Here is an 18,845-nt window from a genome sequence, read left to right as displayed (position 1 = left end):
CTCGACACTTGGGCAAAGTGTCCAGCTATCGGGGAAATATGGGGTCTGTGCTGGGGAACCTTCGTGTCAACGGCGAGGATCGGACGCTGCAGTTCAGGGCACACGGATCGGCATGTGTCTGTGCGCAGAGAATACGAGATCCGGCGGACATCGCGCACGAGTATTGGACAATCGTGCAACTTCCGAACAAGCGCCACCCGCATTTGGTCATCGATGAATCCATGCAGGTCAAGGTGCAGTACCGTAGCAAGGATCTGTCGATCGCGGTACGCCTGGCGATCGCGGTATCGCCCAGGCGGGCGGCGGCCTGGGCTGCGTCCGCCTAGAATTGAGGCCGCCCCCGCCCGCCGCCTTGTCAGGAGCCCGCCTGTGCCCGTAGCCGCCGATTCCCATGCAGCCTTCGCGGCCTATGCCCACCCCGAACGGCTGGTTACCGCGGACTGGCTCGCCGGCCACATCGGGGCACCCGGCCTCAAGATCGTCGAGTCCGACGAGGACGTGTTGCTCTACGACGTCGGACACATCCCGGGCGCGGTGAAGATCGACTGGCACCTGGACCTCAACGACCCGGTCACCCGCGACTACATCGACGGCACGGCCTTCGCAAAGCTGATGAGCAGCAAGGGAATCCGCCGAGACGACACCGTCGTCATCTACGGCGACAAGAGCAACTGGTGGGCCGCCTACGCACTGTGGGTGTTCACCCTGTTCGGCCACGAGGACGTGCGCCTGCTCGACGGCGGCCGCGACGCGTGGATCGCCGAGAACCGCGACACCACCCTCGACGTTCCCGAGAACCAGCCCACCGACTACCCGGTGGTCGAGCGGGACGACGCGTCGATCCGCGCCTTCAAGAACGACGTCCTCGGCCACCTCGGCGAGGGTCCGCTGATCGACGTGCGTTCTCCCCAGGAGTACACCGGCGAGCGCACCCACATGCCGGACTACCCGGAAGAGGGCGCACTGCGCGGCGGGCACATCCCCACCGCGCTGTCGATCCCGTGGGCCAAGGCGGCGGCCCCCGACAGCCGGTTCCGCAGTCGACCGGAGCTCGAGGAGATCTACGCCGACTTCGCCACCACCGACGACGTGGTCGCGTACTGCCGGATCGGCGAGCGGTCGAGCCACACCTGGTTCGTGCTCACCCACCTGCTCGGGTTCGAGAAGGTGCGCAACTACGACGGCTCCTGGACCGAGTGGGGCAACGCGGTGCGGGTCCCCATCGTCAAGGGCGAGGCACCCGGCGTGGTGACCGAGATCGGGGCGTCGTGACCGCACTGCCCGCCCCGCTCGCCGAGATCGTCGACGACTTCGCCGCCGTCGACGGGCAGGAGAAGCTGCAGCTGCTGCTGGAGTTCAGCCGCGAGCTGCCCGACCTGCCCGCGGAGCTCGCGCAGGCCGCGATGGAACCCGTCCCGGAGTGCCAGTCGCCGCTGTTCCTGTCGGTGGACGCCACCGACCGCGCGCACGTGCGGTTGCACTTCAGTGCGCCGCCGGAGGCCCCGACGACGCGTGGCTTCGCCTCGATCCTGCACCAGGGGCTGGACGGGCAGAGCGCACAGTCGATCCTGGACGTGCCCTCCGACTTCTACTCTGCCCTCGGCCTCGCCGACGCGGTCAGTCCGCTGCGGCTGCGGGGCATGTCCGCCATGTTGACCCGAATCAAGCGACACCTTTAAGGAATGAAGTCCAGTCGTCTCGCGACGACGCACACAATGCGGTGAGCTGACGTCCGACCCTGTCGGACTGCGTGCCCGTCCTCCCATCGGTAGAATTTCCGGTCGGAGGCCGCTGTGTCCGGCCACCCTCCCGGACCGGCTCGGTCTACGCCTGAAGCACACCACTCGCGAGACCTGGATGCTGCCAATGGAATTTACTGAACTCGCCGACTACCCCGTCTCCCCGGGCACCCTCACCGAATGGCTGCCCACGGTCGGTCCCCCGGCCGCTTCGTCCGCCGCACCCTGGTACGACGACCCCCGGCCCGCCTCGTTCGTCCAGGCGGCCCGCCTGCGCGAGGCGGCCACCCACACCGGGCCGGGGCACGAGTCCTGGCTCGGCACCGCGTTCACCGTGGCCGGCCCGCTCGACGAGGCCGCGTTCGGGCGGGCGCTGCGGGTCTGGATCGACCGGCACGAGGCGCTGCGCAGCCACGCCGAGGTCGAACCCGCCACCGGCAGGCTCAGCCGGCAGACCTTCGACGGCGGCGTGGTCTCGGTGCGCCCGCTCACCCACGGCCACCGGTCCTCGGCCGTGATCTTCGAGCACCTGCACGAACTGTTCGACCGCGCCACCTCCCCCCTGTCGTGGCCCGCGTTCGCCTTCGCGACCGTCGCGGCCCCGGACCCCGACGACGGCTTCACCGTCTACTTCGCCGCCGACCACGCGATCATCGACGGCCTGACCATCGTGCTGATCGCGCACGCGATCGAGGCGCTGTACCGGCAGGAACAGGGCGGTCCCGCCGCGGGCCTGTTCCCGGTGGGCAGCTACCTCGACTACGGCGTGCGCGAACGTGAGGACGCCGCCGACCTCGACGCCGCCGCGCCCGTCGTGCGCTCGTGGCGGGAGGCGCTCGACCGCAACGACGGCCGGCTGCCGCGGTTCCCGCTCGAACTCGGCGACCGGCCGGCCGGGCCGGTGCCGCAGGGCGCCCTGTCGGCCTGGGTGCTCGACGCCGAGGCCGCGGACGCCTTCGCCGTCGCCTGCCGGAAGGTCGGGCACAGCTTCTTTGCGGGCGCCCTGGCCTGTCTGGGCCTGGTGGGCGCCGAACTCGCCGGCGAGGACCGCTTCGACACCGTCACCCCGATGCACACCCGCAGCGACCCCTACGCCGCGGCATCGGTCGGCTGGTACGTGGGTATCGGTCCGATCAGCTTCGACGTCCGCGGGGCGCGGTCGTTCGGCGAGCTGGCCGGCCGGGCCGCCCAGCAGATCGCGGCCGCCAAGGACTCGTCGAAGGTCCCCTTCGACCGGGTCTGCGAGGTCCTGGGCCGGGGCGCGCGGCCGCGGTTCGTGGTCTCGTACATGGACGTCAGGTTTGCGCCGTCCGCCTCCCGCTGGTCGGAGTGGAACGCCCGCGCGCTTCGCAGCAAGCAGTACGACGACTCCGTCTACATCTGGATCAACCGCACCCCGCTGGGGGTCAACATCGCGGCGCGGTACCCGAACACCGACGTCGCGACCGCCAACGTGCACCGCTACCTCGCCCGCCTGCGGATCCGGTTGGAGGAGGTCGTCGGGACCGGCAGTTGCGCGCTCGGCGAACCGCTCCACCGCTAGGCTCGAGAACTACTTGTCAGTAGTGTTTGCTGCCTCCCGAGAGCCGCTAGTGTGAATTGGCTATCCAATTACATCGGCGTCCTGGACGGTGCATACACTCCCAACAGACGCCCGTCCATACCTGCCGGGCAACGACCCCGGCCGGGGGACCGACGCGGTTTCCCATGCGACCAACAGGAGGCTCAGTGCCCAGTCATGCCAGCGCGCACATCACCAAGGTGCTCGTCGCCAACCGCGGCGAGATCGCAGTCCGGGTGATCAGGGCGGCAGCGGACGCAGGCCTGGCCAGCGTCGCCGTCTACGCCGAGCCGGACGCGGATGCGCCCTTCGTGCGCCTTGCCGACGAGGCGTTCGCCCTCGGCGGCCAGACGTCCGCCGAGTCGTACCTCGTCTTCGACAAGATCCTCGACGCGGCACGCAAGTCCGGCGCCGACGCCATCCACCCCGGCTACGGCTTCCTCTCCGAGAACGCCGACTTCGCCCAGGCCGTCATCGACGCCGGGCTGATCTGGATCGGCCCCTCGCCGCAGTCCATCCGCGACCTCGGCGACAAGGTCACCGCCCGGCACATCGCCGAGCGCGCCAAGGCCCCGATGGCCGCCGGCACCAAGGACCCCGTCAAGAACGCCGACGAGGTCGTCGAGTTCGCCAAGCAGTACGGCGTCCCGGTCGCGATCAAGGCCGCCTTCGGTGGCGGTGGCCGCGGCATGAAGGTCGCCCACACCATCGAGGAGATCCCCGAGCTCTTCGACTCCGCCACCCGCGAGGCGATCGCCGCCTTCGGCCGCGGCGAGTGCTTCGTCGAGCAGTACCTCGACAAGGCCCGCCACGTCGAGGCCCAGGTCATCGCCGACCAGCACGGCAACGTCATCGTCGCGGGCACCCGCGACTGCTCGCTGCAGCGCCGCTTCCAGAAGCTGGTCGAGGAGGCGCCCGCGCCGTTCCTCACCGACGACCAGCGCGCCCGGATCCACAGCTCCTCGAAGGCCATCTGCAAGGAGGCCGGCTACTACGGCGCCGGCACGGTCGAGTTCCTCGTGCAGGGCGACACCGTCTCGTTCCTCGAGGTCAACACCCGCCTGCAGGTCGAGCACCCGGTCACCGAGGAGACCGCGGGCATCGACCTCGTGCTCCAGCAGTTCAAGATCGCCAACGGCGAGGAGCTGGAGTTCACCGAGGATCCCGCACCGCGCGGCCACTCCTTCGAGTTCCGGATCAACGGCGAGGACGCCGGCCGCGGCTTCCTGCCCGCCCCCGGCCCGGTCACCAAGTTCGTGCCCCCGACCGGCCCCGGCGTCCGCATGGACTCCGGCGTCGAGTCCGGCTCCGTCATCGGCGGCCAGTTCGACTCGATGCTGGCCAAGCTGATCGTCACCGGCGCCACCCGCGACCAGGCCCTCGCCCGCGCCCGCCGCGCGCTGGCCGAGTTCCACGTCGAGGGCCTCGCGACGGTCATCCCGTTCCACCGCGCCATCGTCGAGGACCCCGCGTTCATCGGCAACGGCGAGAGCTTCGACGTCTACACGAAGTGGATCGAGAACGAGTGGAACAACACCGTCGAGCCGTACACCGCCGGTGAGGCGCTCGAGGAGGACGAGGCCCTGCCGCGTCAGGCCGTCGTCGTCGAGGTCGGCGGACGCCGCGTCGAGGTGTCGCTGCCCGGTCAGTTCTCGCTCGGCGGTGGCGGATCCGCCAACGGCGCCACCCGCAAGAAGCCGAAGCCGCGCAAGCGTGGTGGCGGCGCGGGCGGAGCGGCGTCGGGTGACGCCGTGACGGCCCCCATGCAGGGCACCGTCGTCAAGGTCGCCGTCGAGGAGGGCCAGGAGGTCGCCGAGGGCGATCTGATCGCCGTGCTCGAGGCCATGAAGATGGAGAACCCCGTCAACGCGCACAAGGCCGGCATCGTGACCGGACTGGCCGTCGAGCCGGGCGCCGCCATCACCCAGGGCACCGTGCTCGCTGAGCTCAAGTAGCACAAGCACTCTCACAGCGCCCCCGGTTGCCCAGCCAACCGGGGGCGCTGTGCTGTGTGCGCACTATCCTGTTCCCATGGCAGAGGTTCCCGAGATCCGCATCGGCACCACCGAACGCGAACAGGCGCTCGAGGCGTTGAGCCGCCACTTCAGCGACGGTCGGCTGACTGTCACCGAGTTCGACGAACGCAGCAGTCAGGTCGCCGCGGCCACCACCCGCGGCCAGATCGATCGGGTGTTCGCGGACCTCCCGGCCACGGCGGGCCCCGGCTCCCCCGCGCCCGCCGAACCGGCCCGACGATTCCAGCCGGACTGGTCCGGACGGGCGATGGCCGTCATCCCGATCGCCGCGCTGGTCCTGTTCTTCGTCACCGGCAGCTGGCTGTGGTTCCTGGCCGTCCCCGCGGCGGGCGCACTGCTCTTCGGAACCGACCGCGAACGCAAGGAACGCCGGCGTCGTGATCGGCGCAACGACCGAGAGGACCGCAACTGATGGAACCGATCGAGGTCAACGCCGGCGCCTGGTACCTGCGGGCGCTGCGCGCCGACGAACGGGTCGACGACCGGCCGGCGCTCGCCGACGGCGGGATCGACGACCCGGACTACGTCGCCACCCGCACCGCGCAGTGGGCGGCCGACGAGCACTACTCGTGGGCGGTGTGCCAGCCGAACACCGGCGAACTGCTCGCCGAGGTGGGCCTGACCCTGGACGGACCCAGGGCCGTGCTGGCCGGCTGGGCCCGTCCCGGGCACGAGGATGCGCTGGGTACCGCGACGACCGTGATCCGCCGGTTCGCCGAGGGCGCGCTGGAGTTGACGGTTACGTGAGCAGGTTGGCGCGCAACGCATCCCGGTCGGCCGCCGAGATTCCCAGGCCGTCCGCGAAGTAGCCCTCGACGTCTCCGAAGCTGGCGTGGAGCTGCTCGAGCGCGGCCTCGAGGTAGGCCCTGCGGACGCCGAGGATCGGCAGCAGCAGATCGGGGTTGCCGCCCGCGGCACGGAACTTGTCGAAGACCGGCGCGAGGGCCGGCAGCAGCTGCTCGTTGGTCAGCAGGTAGTCCGCGAACGCGTCCTCCTTGCTGACCCCGAGGAACAGCAGCAGGGACGCGGTCGCCCAGCCCGTCCGGTCCTTGCCGGTGGTGCAGTGGATCAGCGCCGGCGTGTTCTGCGCCCGCGCCAGGTCCGTGAACAACGTGCGGTAGGCCACGATTGCGCTGGGCAGGGTGACGAAGTCCCCGTAGACCTTGAGCAGGAATTCGTTGGTGTCGCCCGTGCCGAGCAACTCCTCCGCCACCTTCGGGTCAGTGAGGATGTGCTGCATCATCGCCGGGGCCGCGCTCTGGTCCGCGTCCGCGAAGACGTCCAGCGCCACCTCCTTCGCACCGCTCGGGGCCCGGTCGGGCAGCACCTCTCGCTCGGCCTCGGTCCGCAGGTCGAAGACCGTGGCGATGCCGAGGGCGTCCAGCGCGGCGACGTCACCGTCGGCGACGCGCCCGAGGTCGGTCGACCGGTAGACGACGCCGGTCCGAACCCGGGACCCTTCCGCTGTCGGATAGCCGCCGATGTCGCGCAGGTTGGGCACGGAGGGGATCGGGACTGCCGCTCCCGTGATGGGTGTGATGCTCATACCCAGCAGGCTAATCCACGCTCACCAGTAGTAGTCCTTGCGGACGATCATCGTGAAGCGGCGGGCCTCCCGCTCCAGGACTGTTTGCCACAGCGCGTACCTGGCCCGGCTCAGCGGCAGGTCGTAAGTGCCCAGGTAGTCGACGATGTCGTAGCTGAAGCTCTGCTTGAACTGGCCGATCCCGTGGAACGGGTGCGCCTTGTCGTCGGCGAACGCCGCGGGCGGTGTCCCACCCATGTCGTATCGGACGCATCCGGACTCCCGGGCCCACTCGATCATCGCCCACTGAACGGCATGCCCGACGCCGTGCGCACCGAGTCCGCTCTGCGCGGAGGAGTCCTCGCGCTTACGCACCGAGGCCCCGTTCATGTAGTACGCGTTGCGCCCCAACTTCATCGCAAACCCGCCCGCCATCACCTCGCCCTCGAGGCGGGCGACGAACAACTGGCCGTTCCCGGACGACTCGTAACGCCCCCAGAACTCCTCGTAGTACTCGTAGCTCCGAATCCCGAAGCGACCCTTCGCGGTATCGGAGAGCAGGTCGAACACGAGGCGGCAGTTGGCAGGGGTCGCCGGCACCCGGTCGACGCGCACCCCGTCGCGCTCGGCCCGCCTGATCCAGCGCCTGGCCCTGGTACTGAACCGCGACATCACCTCCGTCGGCTCTCCGGAGATGTCGAGCACAATCGTCGACGAATTTGGCGCGATGGAACGAGCGGCCCGGAAACCCCGAGCGAGGAGCTGGTCGCGTTCCACGTCGCCGAACCTGATCTTGGGCTCGATCTTCACGGCAAAGACGCCCTGGGCTCGGGCGAACTCCGCGAGCAGGTCGACAACCGAGATCACCCCGTCGATGCCGACCACACCGGGTCCTCCCGGCAGGTACCAGAGCTTCCCGAGCGCCACGACCCGCTTCTCGAGAACGGTCACAGCGAGTCCGTCGACCATGAGGTGCACGGGGTGGTAGCCGTTGAACCGCTTCTGCTCCGCGTAGTCGCGACTGCGCCAGACGTCACCACCGTCGGGGTTCGCGACGATCAGGTCGTCCCAGCCCTCGACTTCGGACGGGTCCGCCATCCGCACGGTCACGACGCAACCCACCCGTCTCGCCGGACACCACGGAACCGTAAATCTTTAGCAAACGAAAGCAACTAGTCACACCCCTTGACGCCGAACCCAGCCAACTGCTGGATTATGCACAAGGCCCGCCCCTGGCGGGAATGAATTCGAGGGTGAAATCAACCAGCAACCGTCAAGCAAACCACGCGGGCGACAACCAGCTGGTGGGCTCACCGCACGCTGTGTGTGGGCCAGTCGGCAGGAGTCAGTGCCACGACCGGTCGGCATCGACTGACGAGGTCAGCACCCGGTCCAGAGCGTCGACCGCATCGTCGAGCTCAGCGGCGGTGACGGTCAGCGGCGGCCTGAACCTGATCCCCCGCTCCCCCGTGCCCAGGATCAGCACTTGTTCGCGTTCGCGCAGTTCGGTGAGCACCGCGTCGCGGTGTGCCGGCGAGTCCAGCGTCACCGCGCACATCAGTCCGCGACCGCGCGGATCGGTGACGCATTCATGCCTGGCGGCCAGCCAGTCCAGCCGACCCAGCAGGTGCGAGCCCAGCAGTCGCGCCCGGTCGATCAACCGGTCCCGCTCGATCACCTCGAGAATTCGCCGGGACCGGACCATGTCCGTCAGGTTGCCGCCCCAGGTGGAGTTGATGCGGGACGAGACCCGGAACACGTTGTCCCGCACCTCGTCCACCCGCCCGCCGGCCATCACCCCGCACACCTGAGTCTTCTTCCCGAACGCGACCACGTCGGGGTCGAGGCCGAGTTGCTGGTACGCCCAGGCCGTTCCGGTCATGCCGACACCGGTCTGCACCTCGTCGAGCACGAACAGCGCGTCGCGGCGCCGGCACAACGCCGCCATCGCCTGCAGGAACTCAGGGCGGAAGTGGTGGTCGCCGCCCTCGCCCTGGATCGGTTCGGCCAGGAAGCAGGCGATGTCGTGGGGATGTTCGTCGAACGCGCGGCGCGCCTGCGACAGTGCGCGCGCCTCGGCGGCCGCCACGTCCCGGCCGGGTTCGAGGTAGGGGGCATCGATCCGGGGCCAGTCGAACTTGGGGAACCGCGCCACCTTGCCGGGGTCGGTGTTGGTCAGCGACATCGTGTAGCCGGTGCGACCGTGGAAGGCGTGGGTCAGGTGCAGTACCCGGGTGCCGAGCGCGGGGTCGATCCCGCGCGCCTCGTTGTGCCGGCTCTTCCAGTCGAAGGCGACCTTGAGCGCGTTCTCGACGGCCAGCGCCCCGCCGTCGACGAAGAACAGGTGCGGCAGCGCCGGGTCGCCCAGCACCCGCACGAAGGTCTGCACGAACCTCGCCATCGGCACCGTGTAGACGTCGGAGTTGCTCGGCTTGTTCACTGCGGCGGCGGCCAGTTCGGCGCGGAATCCCTCGTCCTCGGCGAGGTCCGGGTGATTCACGCCCAGCGCGGAGGAGGCGAAGAAGCCGAACATGTCGAGGTACTCGGTGCCGTCGCGGAGGTCGACAAGCAGGCGTCCGTGCGAGCGGTCGAGGTCGAGAACCAGGTCGAAACCGTCGACCAGCAGGCTCTCCCGCAGCACCGCGAGCACCCGGTCCGCGGGCAGACCCGCGGACGACTCGGATGACCACATCGCGGTGCTCATCCGCCCAGGATAGGCGCATTTACGTGAAATTGACCATCCCACAGGAAATATGACGGCCTGGACGCTACCGATCGTAAAATGTCTGCAAGATGATGGTGCTGCGGGTCTGCACGTTGGCCGTCACCCGGATCTTCTGCAGCAACGCCTCGAGCGCCCGCGGGGACGCCACCCGCACCAGCAGCACGTAGCTGTCCTCCCCCGCCACCGAGTGGCACGCCTCGATCTCGGGCAGGTGCTCGAGCCGGGCGGGAGCGTCGTCCGGGCCGGACGGATCGAAGGGGGTGATCGCGACGAACGCGGACAGACCGTGCCCGACGGCCTCCGGGTCCACCTTCGCCGTGTAGCCGCGGATCACTCCTCGCGCCTCGAGTCGGCGTACCCGCGACTGCACCGCCGAGACCGACAGCCCCGCCTTCTCCGCAAGCGTCGACAGGGTCGCCCGCCCGTCCGCGATCAGCTCACGAACCAGCAGGGCGTCCGTCTCGTCCAGTTTCTCCGGCACCCGCGCAGGCTAACTCAGCGCACACTGGTCTCGGCGCACCCACGCGACGAAAGGACACCGACATGATCCTTCCCGACACCGACAACCTGCGGACCCGGGCCGAGGCGGCGCTGGCCGCGTGCGGGGCCCGCGACGACCATCCCGCCCCCGACGGCGCGCTGACGGCCCGCACCCCGATCACCGGCGGCGTCCTGTGCCGGTTGACGCCGACCACACCGGCGCAGGTCACCGACGCCGTCGCCGACGCGCACGACGCCTTCCTCCGGTGGCGGACGGTGCCGGCACCGCAGCGCGGCGCGCTGGTCCGGCGGCTCGGCGAACTGCTGACCGAGCACAAGTCGGACCTCGCGGCCCTCGTCACGCTCGAGGCGGGGAAGATCACCTCCGAGGCGCTCGGCGAGGTGCAGGAGATGATCGACGTCTGCGAGTTCGCGGTCGGCTTGTCCCGGCAGTTGTACGGCCGCACGATGCCGTCGGAGCGCGCGGGCCACCGCCTGATGGAGACCTGGCACCCGCTCGGTGTGGTCGCGGTGATCTCCGCGTTCAACTTCCCCGTGGCGGTGTGGTCCTGGAACACCGCACTCGCCCTGGTCTGCGGCGACACCGTGGTCTGGAAGCCGTCCGAGCTGACGCCGCTCACCGCGATCGCGTGTGATGCGTTGCTGCGCCGGGCCGCCGAGGACGTGGGTGCGCCGGCCGGGGTCCATCGCCTGGTCCTCGGCGCCGGGCCGGTCGGCGAGCAACTCGTCGACGACCCGCGGGTCGCCCTGGTCAGCGCGACCGGGTCGGTCCGGATGGGCCGGGCGGTCGGGCCGCGGGTCGCGCAACGCCTCGGTCGATGCCTGCTCGAGCTCGGCGGCAACAACGCGGCCGTGGTCGCGCCGTCCGCGGATCTCGACCTGGCCGTGCGCGGGATCGTGTTCTCCGCAGCCGGGACTGCCGGCCAGCGCTGCACCAGCCTGCGTCGGCTGATCGTGCACTCCTCGGTCGCCGACGAGACGATCGAGCGGGTCGCTTCCGCCTACCGGCAACTCCGGGTCGGCAACCCGCTCGAGGCGGACACCCTCGTCGGTCCGCTGATCCGCGAACGGTCCTGGGAGGCCATGACGGCCGCGCTGGACAAGGCCCGGGCCGACGGCGGCACCCTGGTGTGCGGCGGCGAACGGGTGGAGTCGGGCGGCGGCCACTACGTCTCCCCCGCGCTGGTCCGGATGCCCGCGCAGACCGCGGTGGTGCGCGAGGAGACCTTCGCCCCCATCCTGTACGTGCTCACCTACGAGACCCTCGACGAGGCGATCGCGCTGCACAACGATGTGCCGCAGGGGCTTTCGTCCTCGATCTTCACCACCGACCAGCGCGAGGCCGAGCGGTTCCTCGCGGCGGACGGCTCCGACTGCGGGATCGCCAACGTGAACATCGGCACCTCCGGCGCGGAGATCGGCGGCGCGTTCGGCGGCGAGAAGGAGACCGGGGGCGGCCGCGAGTCGGGATCCGATGCGTGGAAGGCCTACATGCGGCGCGCCACCAACACCGTCAACTACTCCGATCAGCTACCCCTCGCGCAGGGGGTGAAGTTCGGGTGATCGACTTCACCCGATCCTCGTAGTCAGCCCGTCCTGCCGGGTCGACGGACGTCACCGCCCGGTTTCCGCCGATCACCCGGCGCACCAGGGTGATCAGCGGTTCGGGGGCCAGCGCCAGGCCGACGTCCAGTGCGGCCAGGTATCCGGGCACCGGAGTCTGTGCCCGCCGCGTCGACACCGTGCGCACGACCGCCGCCGCGATGTCCTCCGGGTCGACCGTCGGCAGTCCCCTGCCCAGGGGAAGCCCGGAGGTCAGCGTGGTGCGGACCGCGCTGGGCAGCACGGTGGACACGCTGACCCCGTGCTCGGCGAACTCGAGGCGGGCCGTCGACGAGAGTCCCACGGCCGCAAACTTGCTGGCGTTGTACACGGCCAGCCCCGGAATCGCGACCTTGCCCGCGAGCGACGCGACATTGACGATATGGCCGCGGCCGCGGGTGATCATCGCCGGGGTCACCGCCCGCATGCCGTGGATCAGCCCCCACACGTTCACGTCGATCGTGGCCTCGCCGATCTCGTCCGGCTCCTCCAGGAACGGCGCGACCGGCATCACCCCGGCGTTGCCGACCAGCACGTCGACGGGCCCGAGGTCGGCCGTCACCGCCGTCACGCAGGCGTCCCACGACGCCCTGGTCCGCACGTCCAGCGTGTACGCCCGCGCCGCCGAACCGATCTCGGCCACCACCTCGTCGGCCGCGGCACGATCGAGGTCGGCGACCGCGACCCTGGCGCCGCGCGCGGCCATGGCGTGCGCGGTGGAGCGGCCGATGCCGCGCCCCGCTCCGGTGATCAGGACGACGGCTCCGCGCAGGTCGATCCCGGGGTACTTCACCGGGTCTCCATCTCGTAGGCGCGCTCGTCGAACTCGCCGAGCCTGGTCTTCATCCGCGCGGTGGACCACGGCCAGTTGAAGCTGTTGCGCCCGTTGACGTCCAGGAAGTAACTCTGGCATCCACCGGCGTTGTAGACGGTGGATGCGAGCGCCTGCTGCACCTCGGCGTTGAAGGCCGCCTGAACCTCCGGGCGGGTCTCCATCCGGGTCCAGTTGCCGTCCCTGGCCGCGGCGATCGCCTTCGCCAGGTAGCCCAGCTGCGCCTCGAGGATCATGAACGCCGAGGTGTGGCCGGTGCCGAGTGCCGGGCCCAGCAGCACGTAGGCATTGGGGAACCCGGCGATCGTGGTGCCGAGATAGGCCTGCGGGCTGCCCTTCCAGTGCTCGTCGAGGCTGCGGCCCTCGCCGTCGAAGATCCTGCCGCCGATCGGCATGTCGAGGATGTGGAAGCCGGTGCCGAGGATGATCGCGTCGACCTCCCGCTCGGCACCGTCGGCCCCGACCACCGTGTTGCCCCGGACGGAGGCGACCGCGTTGGGGTGCACCTCGACGTTGGACCGGGTCAGCGCCGGCAGGTAGGTGTTCGACAGCAGCAGGCGCTTGCAGCCGAGGGTGTAGTCGGGCGTGAGGGCCTTGCGCAGCCCGGGGTCGCGGACCTGGGCACGCAGCTGCGCCTTGCCGATCTGCTGCACGATCCGCAGGATCCACGGGTGCCGGAACCCGAGCCCGAGCGCCTCCATGATCGAGTACTCGATCGCGCGCAGGGCGCGGTGCGCGCCCGGAATCCGGCGCATCACCCAGCGTTCCGCCCGTGGCACGTGGTGGTCCGGCTTCGGCAGCACCCACTGCGCGGTGCGTTGGTAGAGGTGCAGCTCCCCCACACTCGGTGCGATCGCGGGCACGAACTGCACCGCGGAGGCGCCGGTGCCGACGACCGCCACGCGCTTGCCCGCCAGGTCGTAGTCGTGGTCCCAGCGTGAGGAATGAAACACCTTGCCGCCGAACGTGTCCAGGCCGGGGATCGGCGGCACCAGTGGTTCGTTCCAGGGGCCGACGGCCGCGACCACGGAGTTCGCGGTGAGCGTGCCGCTCGAGGTCTGCAGCACCCAGCGGTGGGCCGACTCGTCCCAGTCCGCGCGGACCAGCTCGGTGCCGAGGCGCACGTGCGCGTCGACCCCGTGTTCGGCGGCGGTGCGGTCGATGTAGCGGCGGATCTCGTCCTGACCCGCGAACAGCCTGCTCCACTCCGGATTCGGCGCGAACGAGAACGAGTACAGCCCGGACGGGACGTCGCAGGCGCACCCGGGATAGTCGTTGTCGCGCCAGGTGCCGCCGAGCGAATCGCCCTTCTCGAGGATCGCGAAGTCCGTGATCCCCATCCGCCGCAGGGTGATCCCGGCGCCGATGCCGGAGATACCGGCCCCGACAACGATCACCTCGAAGTGCTGCGCCTGTGTCATACGAGTGCCTTTCGAGTCGTGCGCAGGGCGGCCTCCAGGGTGGCCAGGCGCCTGCGGTCGTCCATGAAGTTCGGGCCCATCACGGCCAGGTCCTCGGCGGTCGCGTCGAGCCGGACGACCCGGGTTCCCGTCGCCTCGACGGCGGCGACCTCCGCGTCCAGGCCCGCGCTCATCCAGCTCCGCAGGACCAGTCGTTCTGCACGGGCGGCGCCGCGGGCTCGCACGGGGCCGGTGGAGGCCATCGGGGCCAGCACCACCAGTTCGTCGAGTTCGAGCGGGGCGAGGAGGTCCGCGGAGGCGGTCGAGGCCGCGCCGCCGTCGACGTAGCGCCGACCCCCGATCCACACCGGCGGCATCCAGCCCGGTATCGCCCAGGACGCGCGAAGCGCCTGTGAGAGTGTCGCTTCCGGCGCGCCGGGCGAGCCGAACGCGATGCGGCCGCCGGTGTCGTAGTCCATCGCGACCAGCCAGGTCGCGGGGTGCGGGACCCAGTCACGGTCGGGGTTCAGCCCCACCGCGAGCCGGTGCAGCCAGGACGCGTCGCCCCCGCCGGTCGGCAGCAGTCCGCTCAGCGCCGTCGCGGGCGCCACCTCGCGGCGCAGGCCCGCGCGGACGAGCGTCGGCGAGCCCACGCCGAGTCGGGGCAGCGGTGGCATCCGGCCGGGCGCGTCCGCGAGGTGCCCGCGCAGCGCCGGGTGGGTCGGCTGCTCCCCCAGCTGCATGGCCAGAATCTCGTCCACGCCCACCCCGCTGCCGAGCATGGTGACCAGTTCCGCGCCCGCCGAGGTGCCGACGAGAACGTCGGCCTCGCGGGGGTCCCAGCCGAGGCTGTCGCGGACCGCCACCAGCGCCGCGACGGTCCAGGCCGCGCCGAGGGTTCCGCCGCAGCCGATGACGAGGCCACGGCGGAGATGTGTGTCACTCGAAGTCATATTCAGAAACTAACAGTATTTGGATACGATCGGTATACCAAAGCTGAGATTTCCCGAGAGGACCGCAGATGGCGCGTTTGACCAGGTCGGAAAGTCAGGCCCAGACCAGGACCAACCTGATCGCGACCGCCCGCGACCTGTTTCTCGCCGACGGGTTCGCCGCGACCTCGCTCGAGAAGGTCGCCGAGGAGGCCGGCTACTCCAAGGGCGCGGTGTACTCGAACTTCCGCAACAAGAACGAGCTGTGCCTCGAGGTGCTCCAGCTGATCCACGTCACCAAGGGCGCCGAGGTGGCCGAGGTGATGTCACGGCAGACGCCGCTGGAGGAACGGCTGGCGGCGTTCGAGACCTGGGCCGAGCGCACGCTCGGCGACGTCGGCTGGACGACGCTCGAGTTCGAGTTCATCGTGCTCGCGCGCCACGACCCGGAGCTGCGGGCCGCGCTCGTGTCCAGTCTCGGAATGGCTCGCGGCATCGTCGCCGCAGTGCTCGGTGCGCTGGTGGAGTCCGGCGAGATCACCCTGCCGATGTCGGTGGACGACGCGGCGACCAGCATGCTGAGCATGGGCGTCGGCCTCGGTATCCAGCGCGCCGTCGACCCGACCATCTCGACCGGCATCATCACCCGCAGCCTCCGCGCGCTTCTCACCGCAGACGGCTCCGCGGATCTACCCTCACAGGCGTGACGAACTGGCAGAAGCTCGCGCAGGACATCGCCGACGACGTGCTGTTCCCGGCCGCGGACAGCGTCGACGCCGACGGCGAGATTCCCGTGAGCCACTTCGAGGCGCTGGCCGACGCGGGCTTCTACGCGATGGCGGCGCCACCCGACGTCGGCGGACCGGGTCTCGGGATCGACGACCTCGTCGAGGTGGTGGAGACACTGTGCGGCGGCTGCCTCGCCACCAGCTTCACCTGGATGCAGCACCACGGCGCGGTCGCCGGGCTGGCCTCGAGTCCGAATCATGATCTGCGCGAACGGTACTGGGACGGCGTGATGGACGGATCGGTCCGGGCGGGCGTCGCCTTCGCCGGCGCCATCCCGCAGCCACCGCTGCTGTACGCGCGCCGCGTCGACGGTGGGTACGTGCTCGACGGCGTCGCGCCCTTCGTGACCGGCTGGGGCATCATGGACATCTTGCAGCTGAGCGCCCGCGACGAGTTCGACGATTCGATCGTGCATGCCGTCGTCGACGCGACCGGCGGCCAGGGTGTGTCGGTGGAGGAGCTACCGCTGATCGCCGCCCGCGGCAGCAACACCGTCCGGCTGCGGTTCGACGGTTTCGAGGTGCCGGACGAGCGGGTGAGCAGGGTGGTCACCCCGGACGAGTTCGCCGCGGGTCAGGGATTCGGGTCCTGGCTCAACGCGTGCATGGCGATGGGCGTCGCCCGGCGCTGCCTCACCGAGCTCGGCGAGCGCGGCGTCGACACCGCCGGGTTCGCATCGGAGGCGGCCGCCGTCAGGGCGAACCTCGATGCCGCGCTCGGTGGCCGTTTCGACCTCTTCGCGGCACGGGCGCAGGCGTCGGAGCTCGCGATCCGGGCCGCCGCCGCGCTGGTGACCGCGACGGGCAGCTCCGCGGCGGTGAGCGGGTCCACCGCGGAACGGTTGATGCGCGAGGCGACCTTCACGCTGGTGGCGGCGTCGAGGCCGCAGATGCGTGCGGCGTTGCTCGGCACCCTTCAGCCGGACACTTCGACGGTGGCCGCCGCGCCGGGGGCAACCGCCACCTCGACGTAGCTGACGGTGCGGCCGTCGATCACCGTGGTCTCGGCCGGCTGGGTTGCGCCGTTCACCACCAGCGTGGAGTGCGCGCCGGGGAACTGCGCGATCCACGTCAGGGGGTCGGCCCCGGTGTTGGTGAGCGCCGACTTCGTCAGCCCGTCGTGGCGGAGGGTGAAGGTCGACTCGCCCAGGGGGATCGAGGCGACCTCCAGCCAGTCGACGCCGGCCGGCAGGTGCGAGGTGGTGGTCACCGCACCGTTCGGGGCGTCGGGCGCGACGCCGAGCAGACCGTTGACGGTCTGGCTGACCAGGGTGAAGGCGACCTCGGGGTAGTCGCCGTTCACCAGCTTGCCGGTGGAGTGGACGTCGCCGATCCTGCGGTAGACGTTCTGCATCCACTTCCAGGCGGTGTCGTCGGCGTTGTTGGCGAAGAAGGTGTCCGGCAGGTAGGTCTGCGCCTCGAGGTTGGCGGGCGCGCCGTCGCCGGAGGCCTGGGAGTCGATGAAGGCGAGGTAGTCGTCACGGCGTTGGCCCGGATCCATGATGCCCGTGAGCGGCATGAACCAGCTGTTCTCCTTGCCCCACCCGGTGACCGGCCAGCCGTTGATCCGATAGGCCCGGACCACCTCGCCGGGTCTGGCGGGGTCCACGCTCGACGTCGCGGTGTCGACGCTCCACGTGGTGTTGTAGTACTCCTTCAACGCGGCGGCGTCTGCGGTGAATCTCGCGGCGCCGGCGGCGTCGCCCCGGGCGGAGGCCAGCCCCGCGGCCGCCAGGTACGCCCGGTACTGCGCACCGATCGCATCCCCCGACTCGGCGAAGAAGTCCCAGCCGGCCTCGTTGTAGCTGGCGGTACCGGCAAACATGTCGCCGCTCGTCGCCTGAGCGACCAACACGTCGCCGTGGTCGAGCGGGCCGGGGTGCTGCTCGACGAACTTGGTGACGGTGTTCTCGGCGTAGTCGCTCAGCGTCGGGTCGGTCAGGTAGTCGGTGTCGCCGGTCTGGCGGTAGGCCTCGTGGAGTTTCTGGGCCAGCTCGAAGGGAGCGGGTAGTTCCCGCACGTAGGAGCCGGGGTCGCGGTAGTCGACGCTCAGATAGGTCTTGGCGTCGAAGTTGATCGACCAGACCGGGTCGTGTCTGTTCGCGGAGGTGGCCGAGGCGGCGAAGGCCTTCAGCATGGTCTTGTTGGCGGCGTCCAGGCCGAGCAGGTGCGCGCCCGCAACCTGGTGGGCGAAGTCGCGGGAGTAGAAGCCCGATCGGTAGGGGTAGCCGGCCCAGTAGGTGTTCGCATAGGGCGCGGCGGAGGCGCCGAAGCTGTTGTTCTCGTCGGCGTTGATCGCGCCGATCTGGCCAGGTTGCTGGACCCAGCTGTTGGCCTTCGCCTTGGCCCAGTTGAACATCTCGGTGAGCGTGGGGTCGGACGAGTCGATCCGCGGATCGTTCGGGGCGGACGGGGCCACGGTGATGTCGTCGATGTTGACCCAGCCGTTCGGCGACGAGTCGAAGGCAATCTCGACCCTGTCTCCGGCGCGAAGCTGCAGCCGGGAGAGGGTGTAGCGAGAGTAGATCGGCTGAGAGGCAAAGGTAACCGACGCGGCCGCCGCCCCGTTGACCGTCGCGGAGAAGGTGCCCTCTGGCGCCCCCGTGGCGATCCAGGCCGACAGGTCGAACATGCCGTCGGCGGGGACCGTCACGATCTGGCCGATCCTGAAGCCGGTGCCCTGGTCCAGATAGGCGTTCTTGGCCCCGCTGTGTTTCAGATTGGTTCCGTTGCCGGCGCCGCCGGTGAACGTCCAGCCGGTCATGTCCTGCTCGAATCCCGGATTGACGAATACGAGCGGCGCAGGTTCGGCCGCGAAGGCGGGGCCGGGTACGGCCGGCGCACCGGCACACAGCGCCAGGGTCAGCACGGCCACTCGGCAGGTCCGGGAAGCCATTGTGCTGCTCCTGGTGTGGGAGGGATGGGGGCGCTGGACCATAACCGCCCGCCGCCTGTCCCCGCAGGAACTTGGGAAAGCTCACTTGTTCTGCGGTCCAACGGCTTCACGGGGAGCCGCTACCCGCCGGCGCCGATGACGGTCCGGAGGGTGGCGAGCTGCTCGCCGGTGAGACCCACGGGTTGCAGGACCGCATTCCATCCGTCGACGTACTCGGCGGTGTACTTGTGCCCGTGACCGCCCGGAACGCCGGTGGAGAACGGCAGGTCGGCGGTGATCTGCCAGAACGTCACGAACGGTATCCAGAC

19 protein-coding genes are annotated in these 18,845 nt (G+C 70.1%); 10 read left to right on the top strand and 9 right to left on the bottom strand.

Annotated elements, in window-relative coordinates:
* Positions 1–8: 8 nt before the first annotated feature.
* The 7 genes from AC1DU4_RS18990 to AC1DU4_RS18960 all read left to right on the top strand — a co-directional run bounded on the left by AC1DU4_RS18990 (position 9) and on the right by AC1DU4_RS18960 (position 6,083).
* Positions 9–326: a hypothetical protein gene (locus tag AC1DU4_RS18990; RefSeq protein WP_477842378.1), complete on the top strand. Its 318-nt coding sequence runs from the start codon at positions 9–11 to the stop codon at positions 324–326.
* Positions 327–369: 43 nt separating this feature from the next.
* The gene (locus tag AC1DU4_RS18985) at positions 370–1,272 is read left to right on the top strand and encodes a sulfurtransferase (protein ID WP_477842376.1); all 903 of its coding nucleotides are present in this window, start codon (positions 370–372) and stop codon (positions 1,270–1,272) included.
* Positions 1,269–1,679: a SufE family protein gene (locus AC1DU4_RS18980; RefSeq protein ID WP_072843660.1), complete on the top strand. Its 411-nt coding sequence runs from the start codon at positions 1,269–1,271 to the stop codon at positions 1,677–1,679. Before AC1DU4_RS18985 ends, AC1DU4_RS18980 begins: the two co-directional genes overlap by 4 nt.
* A 187-nt stretch (positions 1,680–1,866) precedes the next feature.
* Positions 1,867–3,282 (top strand): condensation domain-containing protein, encoded by a 1,416-nt coding sequence (locus tag AC1DU4_RS18975; RefSeq protein WP_477842374.1) that lies wholly within the window; start codon positions 1,867–1,869, stop codon positions 3,280–3,282.
* 185 nt (positions 3,283–3,467) lie between these two features.
* Positions 3,468–5,255 carry an acetyl/propionyl/methylcrotonyl-CoA carboxylase subunit alpha gene (locus tag AC1DU4_RS18970; RefSeq protein ID WP_477842373.1) on the top strand — a complete coding sequence of 596 codons (1,788 nt, stop codon included), beginning with the start codon at positions 3,468–3,470 and terminating at the stop codon, positions 5,253–5,255.
* A gap of 76 nt (positions 5,256–5,331) precedes the next feature.
* Positions 5,332–5,748, top strand: a complete 417-nt coding sequence (locus AC1DU4_RS18965; RefSeq protein WP_477842371.1) for a DUF1707 SHOCT-like domain-containing protein — start codon at positions 5,332–5,334, stop codon at positions 5,746–5,748.
* Positions 5,748–6,083, top strand: coding sequence for a hypothetical protein (locus tag AC1DU4_RS18960; RefSeq protein WP_072843664.1), 336 nt, complete (start codon positions 5,748–5,750; stop codon positions 6,081–6,083). Before AC1DU4_RS18965 ends, AC1DU4_RS18960 begins: the two co-directional genes overlap by 1 nt.
* On the opposite strand, the gene AC1DU4_RS18955 is transcribed toward AC1DU4_RS18960, so the two are convergent.
* The 4 genes from AC1DU4_RS18955 to AC1DU4_RS18940 form a co-directional block, all read right to left on the bottom strand.
* A complete protein-coding gene (locus AC1DU4_RS18955; RefSeq protein ID WP_477842369.1) occupies positions 6,076–6,882 on the bottom strand; it encodes a tyrosine-protein phosphatase in 807 nt (268 codons plus the stop codon). The two genes, AC1DU4_RS18960 and AC1DU4_RS18955, sit on opposite strands and share 8 nt — an antisense overlap.
* Before the next feature lie 21 nt (positions 6,883–6,903).
* Positions 6,904–7,971, bottom strand: a complete 1,068-nt coding sequence (locus AC1DU4_RS18950; RefSeq protein ID WP_477842367.1) for a lipid II:glycine glycyltransferase FemX — start codon at positions 7,969–7,971, stop codon at positions 6,904–6,906.
* A 235-nt stretch (positions 7,972–8,206) separates the two neighbouring features.
* On the bottom strand, positions 8,207–9,565 hold the full coding sequence (lat, locus tag AC1DU4_RS18945; protein WP_477842365.1) for an L-lysine 6-transaminase: 1,359 nt from the start codon (positions 9,563–9,565) through the stop codon (positions 8,207–8,209).
* Positions 9,566–9,629: 64 nt separating this feature from the next.
* A complete protein-coding gene (locus tag AC1DU4_RS18940) occupies positions 9,630–10,067 on the bottom strand; it encodes an Lrp/AsnC family transcriptional regulator (RefSeq protein ID WP_477842363.1) in 438 nt (145 codons plus the stop codon).
* A gap of 62 nt (positions 10,068–10,129) precedes the next feature.
* Here AC1DU4_RS18940 and amaB point away from each other — a divergent pair, with 62 nt between their 5' ends.
* Positions 10,130–11,650: an L-piperidine-6-carboxylate dehydrogenase gene (gene amaB / locus AC1DU4_RS18935; RefSeq protein ID WP_477842361.1), complete on the top strand. Its 1,521-nt coding sequence runs from the start codon at positions 10,130–10,132 to the stop codon at positions 11,648–11,650.
* Here the strand turns inward: amaB and AC1DU4_RS18930 are convergent.
* The 3 genes from AC1DU4_RS18930 to AC1DU4_RS18920 are packed head-to-tail and all read right to left on the bottom strand — an operon-like array spanning position 11,601 to position 14,874.
* Positions 11,601–12,482 carry an SDR family oxidoreductase gene (locus tag AC1DU4_RS18930; RefSeq protein WP_477842359.1) on the bottom strand — a complete coding sequence of 294 codons (882 nt, stop codon included), beginning with the start codon at positions 12,480–12,482 and terminating at the stop codon, positions 11,601–11,603. The genes amaB and AC1DU4_RS18930 overlap by 50 nt on opposite strands.
* Entirely contained in the window at positions 12,479–13,942 is a 1,464-nt protein-coding gene (locus AC1DU4_RS18925) for a flavin-containing monooxygenase (protein WP_477842357.1), read from the bottom strand. Before AC1DU4_RS18925 ends, AC1DU4_RS18930 begins: the two co-directional genes overlap by 4 nt.
* Entirely contained in the window at positions 13,939–14,874 is a 936-nt protein-coding gene (locus AC1DU4_RS18920; protein WP_477842355.1) for a patatin-like phospholipase family protein, read from the bottom strand. The genes AC1DU4_RS18925 and AC1DU4_RS18920 overlap by 4 nt, the downstream gene beginning before the upstream one ends.
* Before the next feature lie 68 nt (positions 14,875–14,942).
* On the opposite strand from AC1DU4_RS18920, the gene AC1DU4_RS18915 reads away from it, so the two are divergent.
* Positions 14,943–15,560, top strand: a complete 618-nt coding sequence (locus AC1DU4_RS18915; RefSeq protein WP_477842353.1) for a TetR/AcrR family transcriptional regulator — start codon at positions 14,943–14,945, stop codon at positions 15,558–15,560.
* Positions 15,557–16,615, top strand: coding sequence for an acyl-CoA dehydrogenase family protein (locus AC1DU4_RS18910; protein WP_477842351.1), 1,059 nt, complete (start codon positions 15,557–15,559; stop codon positions 16,613–16,615). Before AC1DU4_RS18915 ends, AC1DU4_RS18910 begins: the two co-directional genes overlap by 4 nt.
* Here AC1DU4_RS18910 and AC1DU4_RS18905 read toward each other — a convergent pair.
* On the bottom strand, positions 16,558–18,537 hold the full coding sequence (locus AC1DU4_RS18905) for a carbohydrate-binding protein (RefSeq protein ID WP_477842349.1): 1,980 nt from the start codon (positions 18,535–18,537) through the stop codon (positions 16,558–16,560). The genes AC1DU4_RS18910 and AC1DU4_RS18905 overlap by 58 nt on opposite strands.
* Before the next feature lie 119 nt (positions 18,538–18,656).
* Positions 18,657–18,845, bottom strand: a 189-nt coding sequence (locus AC1DU4_RS18900) for an alpha/beta-hydrolase family protein (protein WP_477842347.1), incomplete at its 5' end; no start/stop codon positions are given.

The sequence above is a fragment of the Rhodococcus sp. P4_F5 genome, from assembly GCF_056401315.1.
The sequence above is the reverse complement of the archived record's forward strand: the minus strand, read 5'-3'. Positions and strand labels throughout refer to the sequence as shown.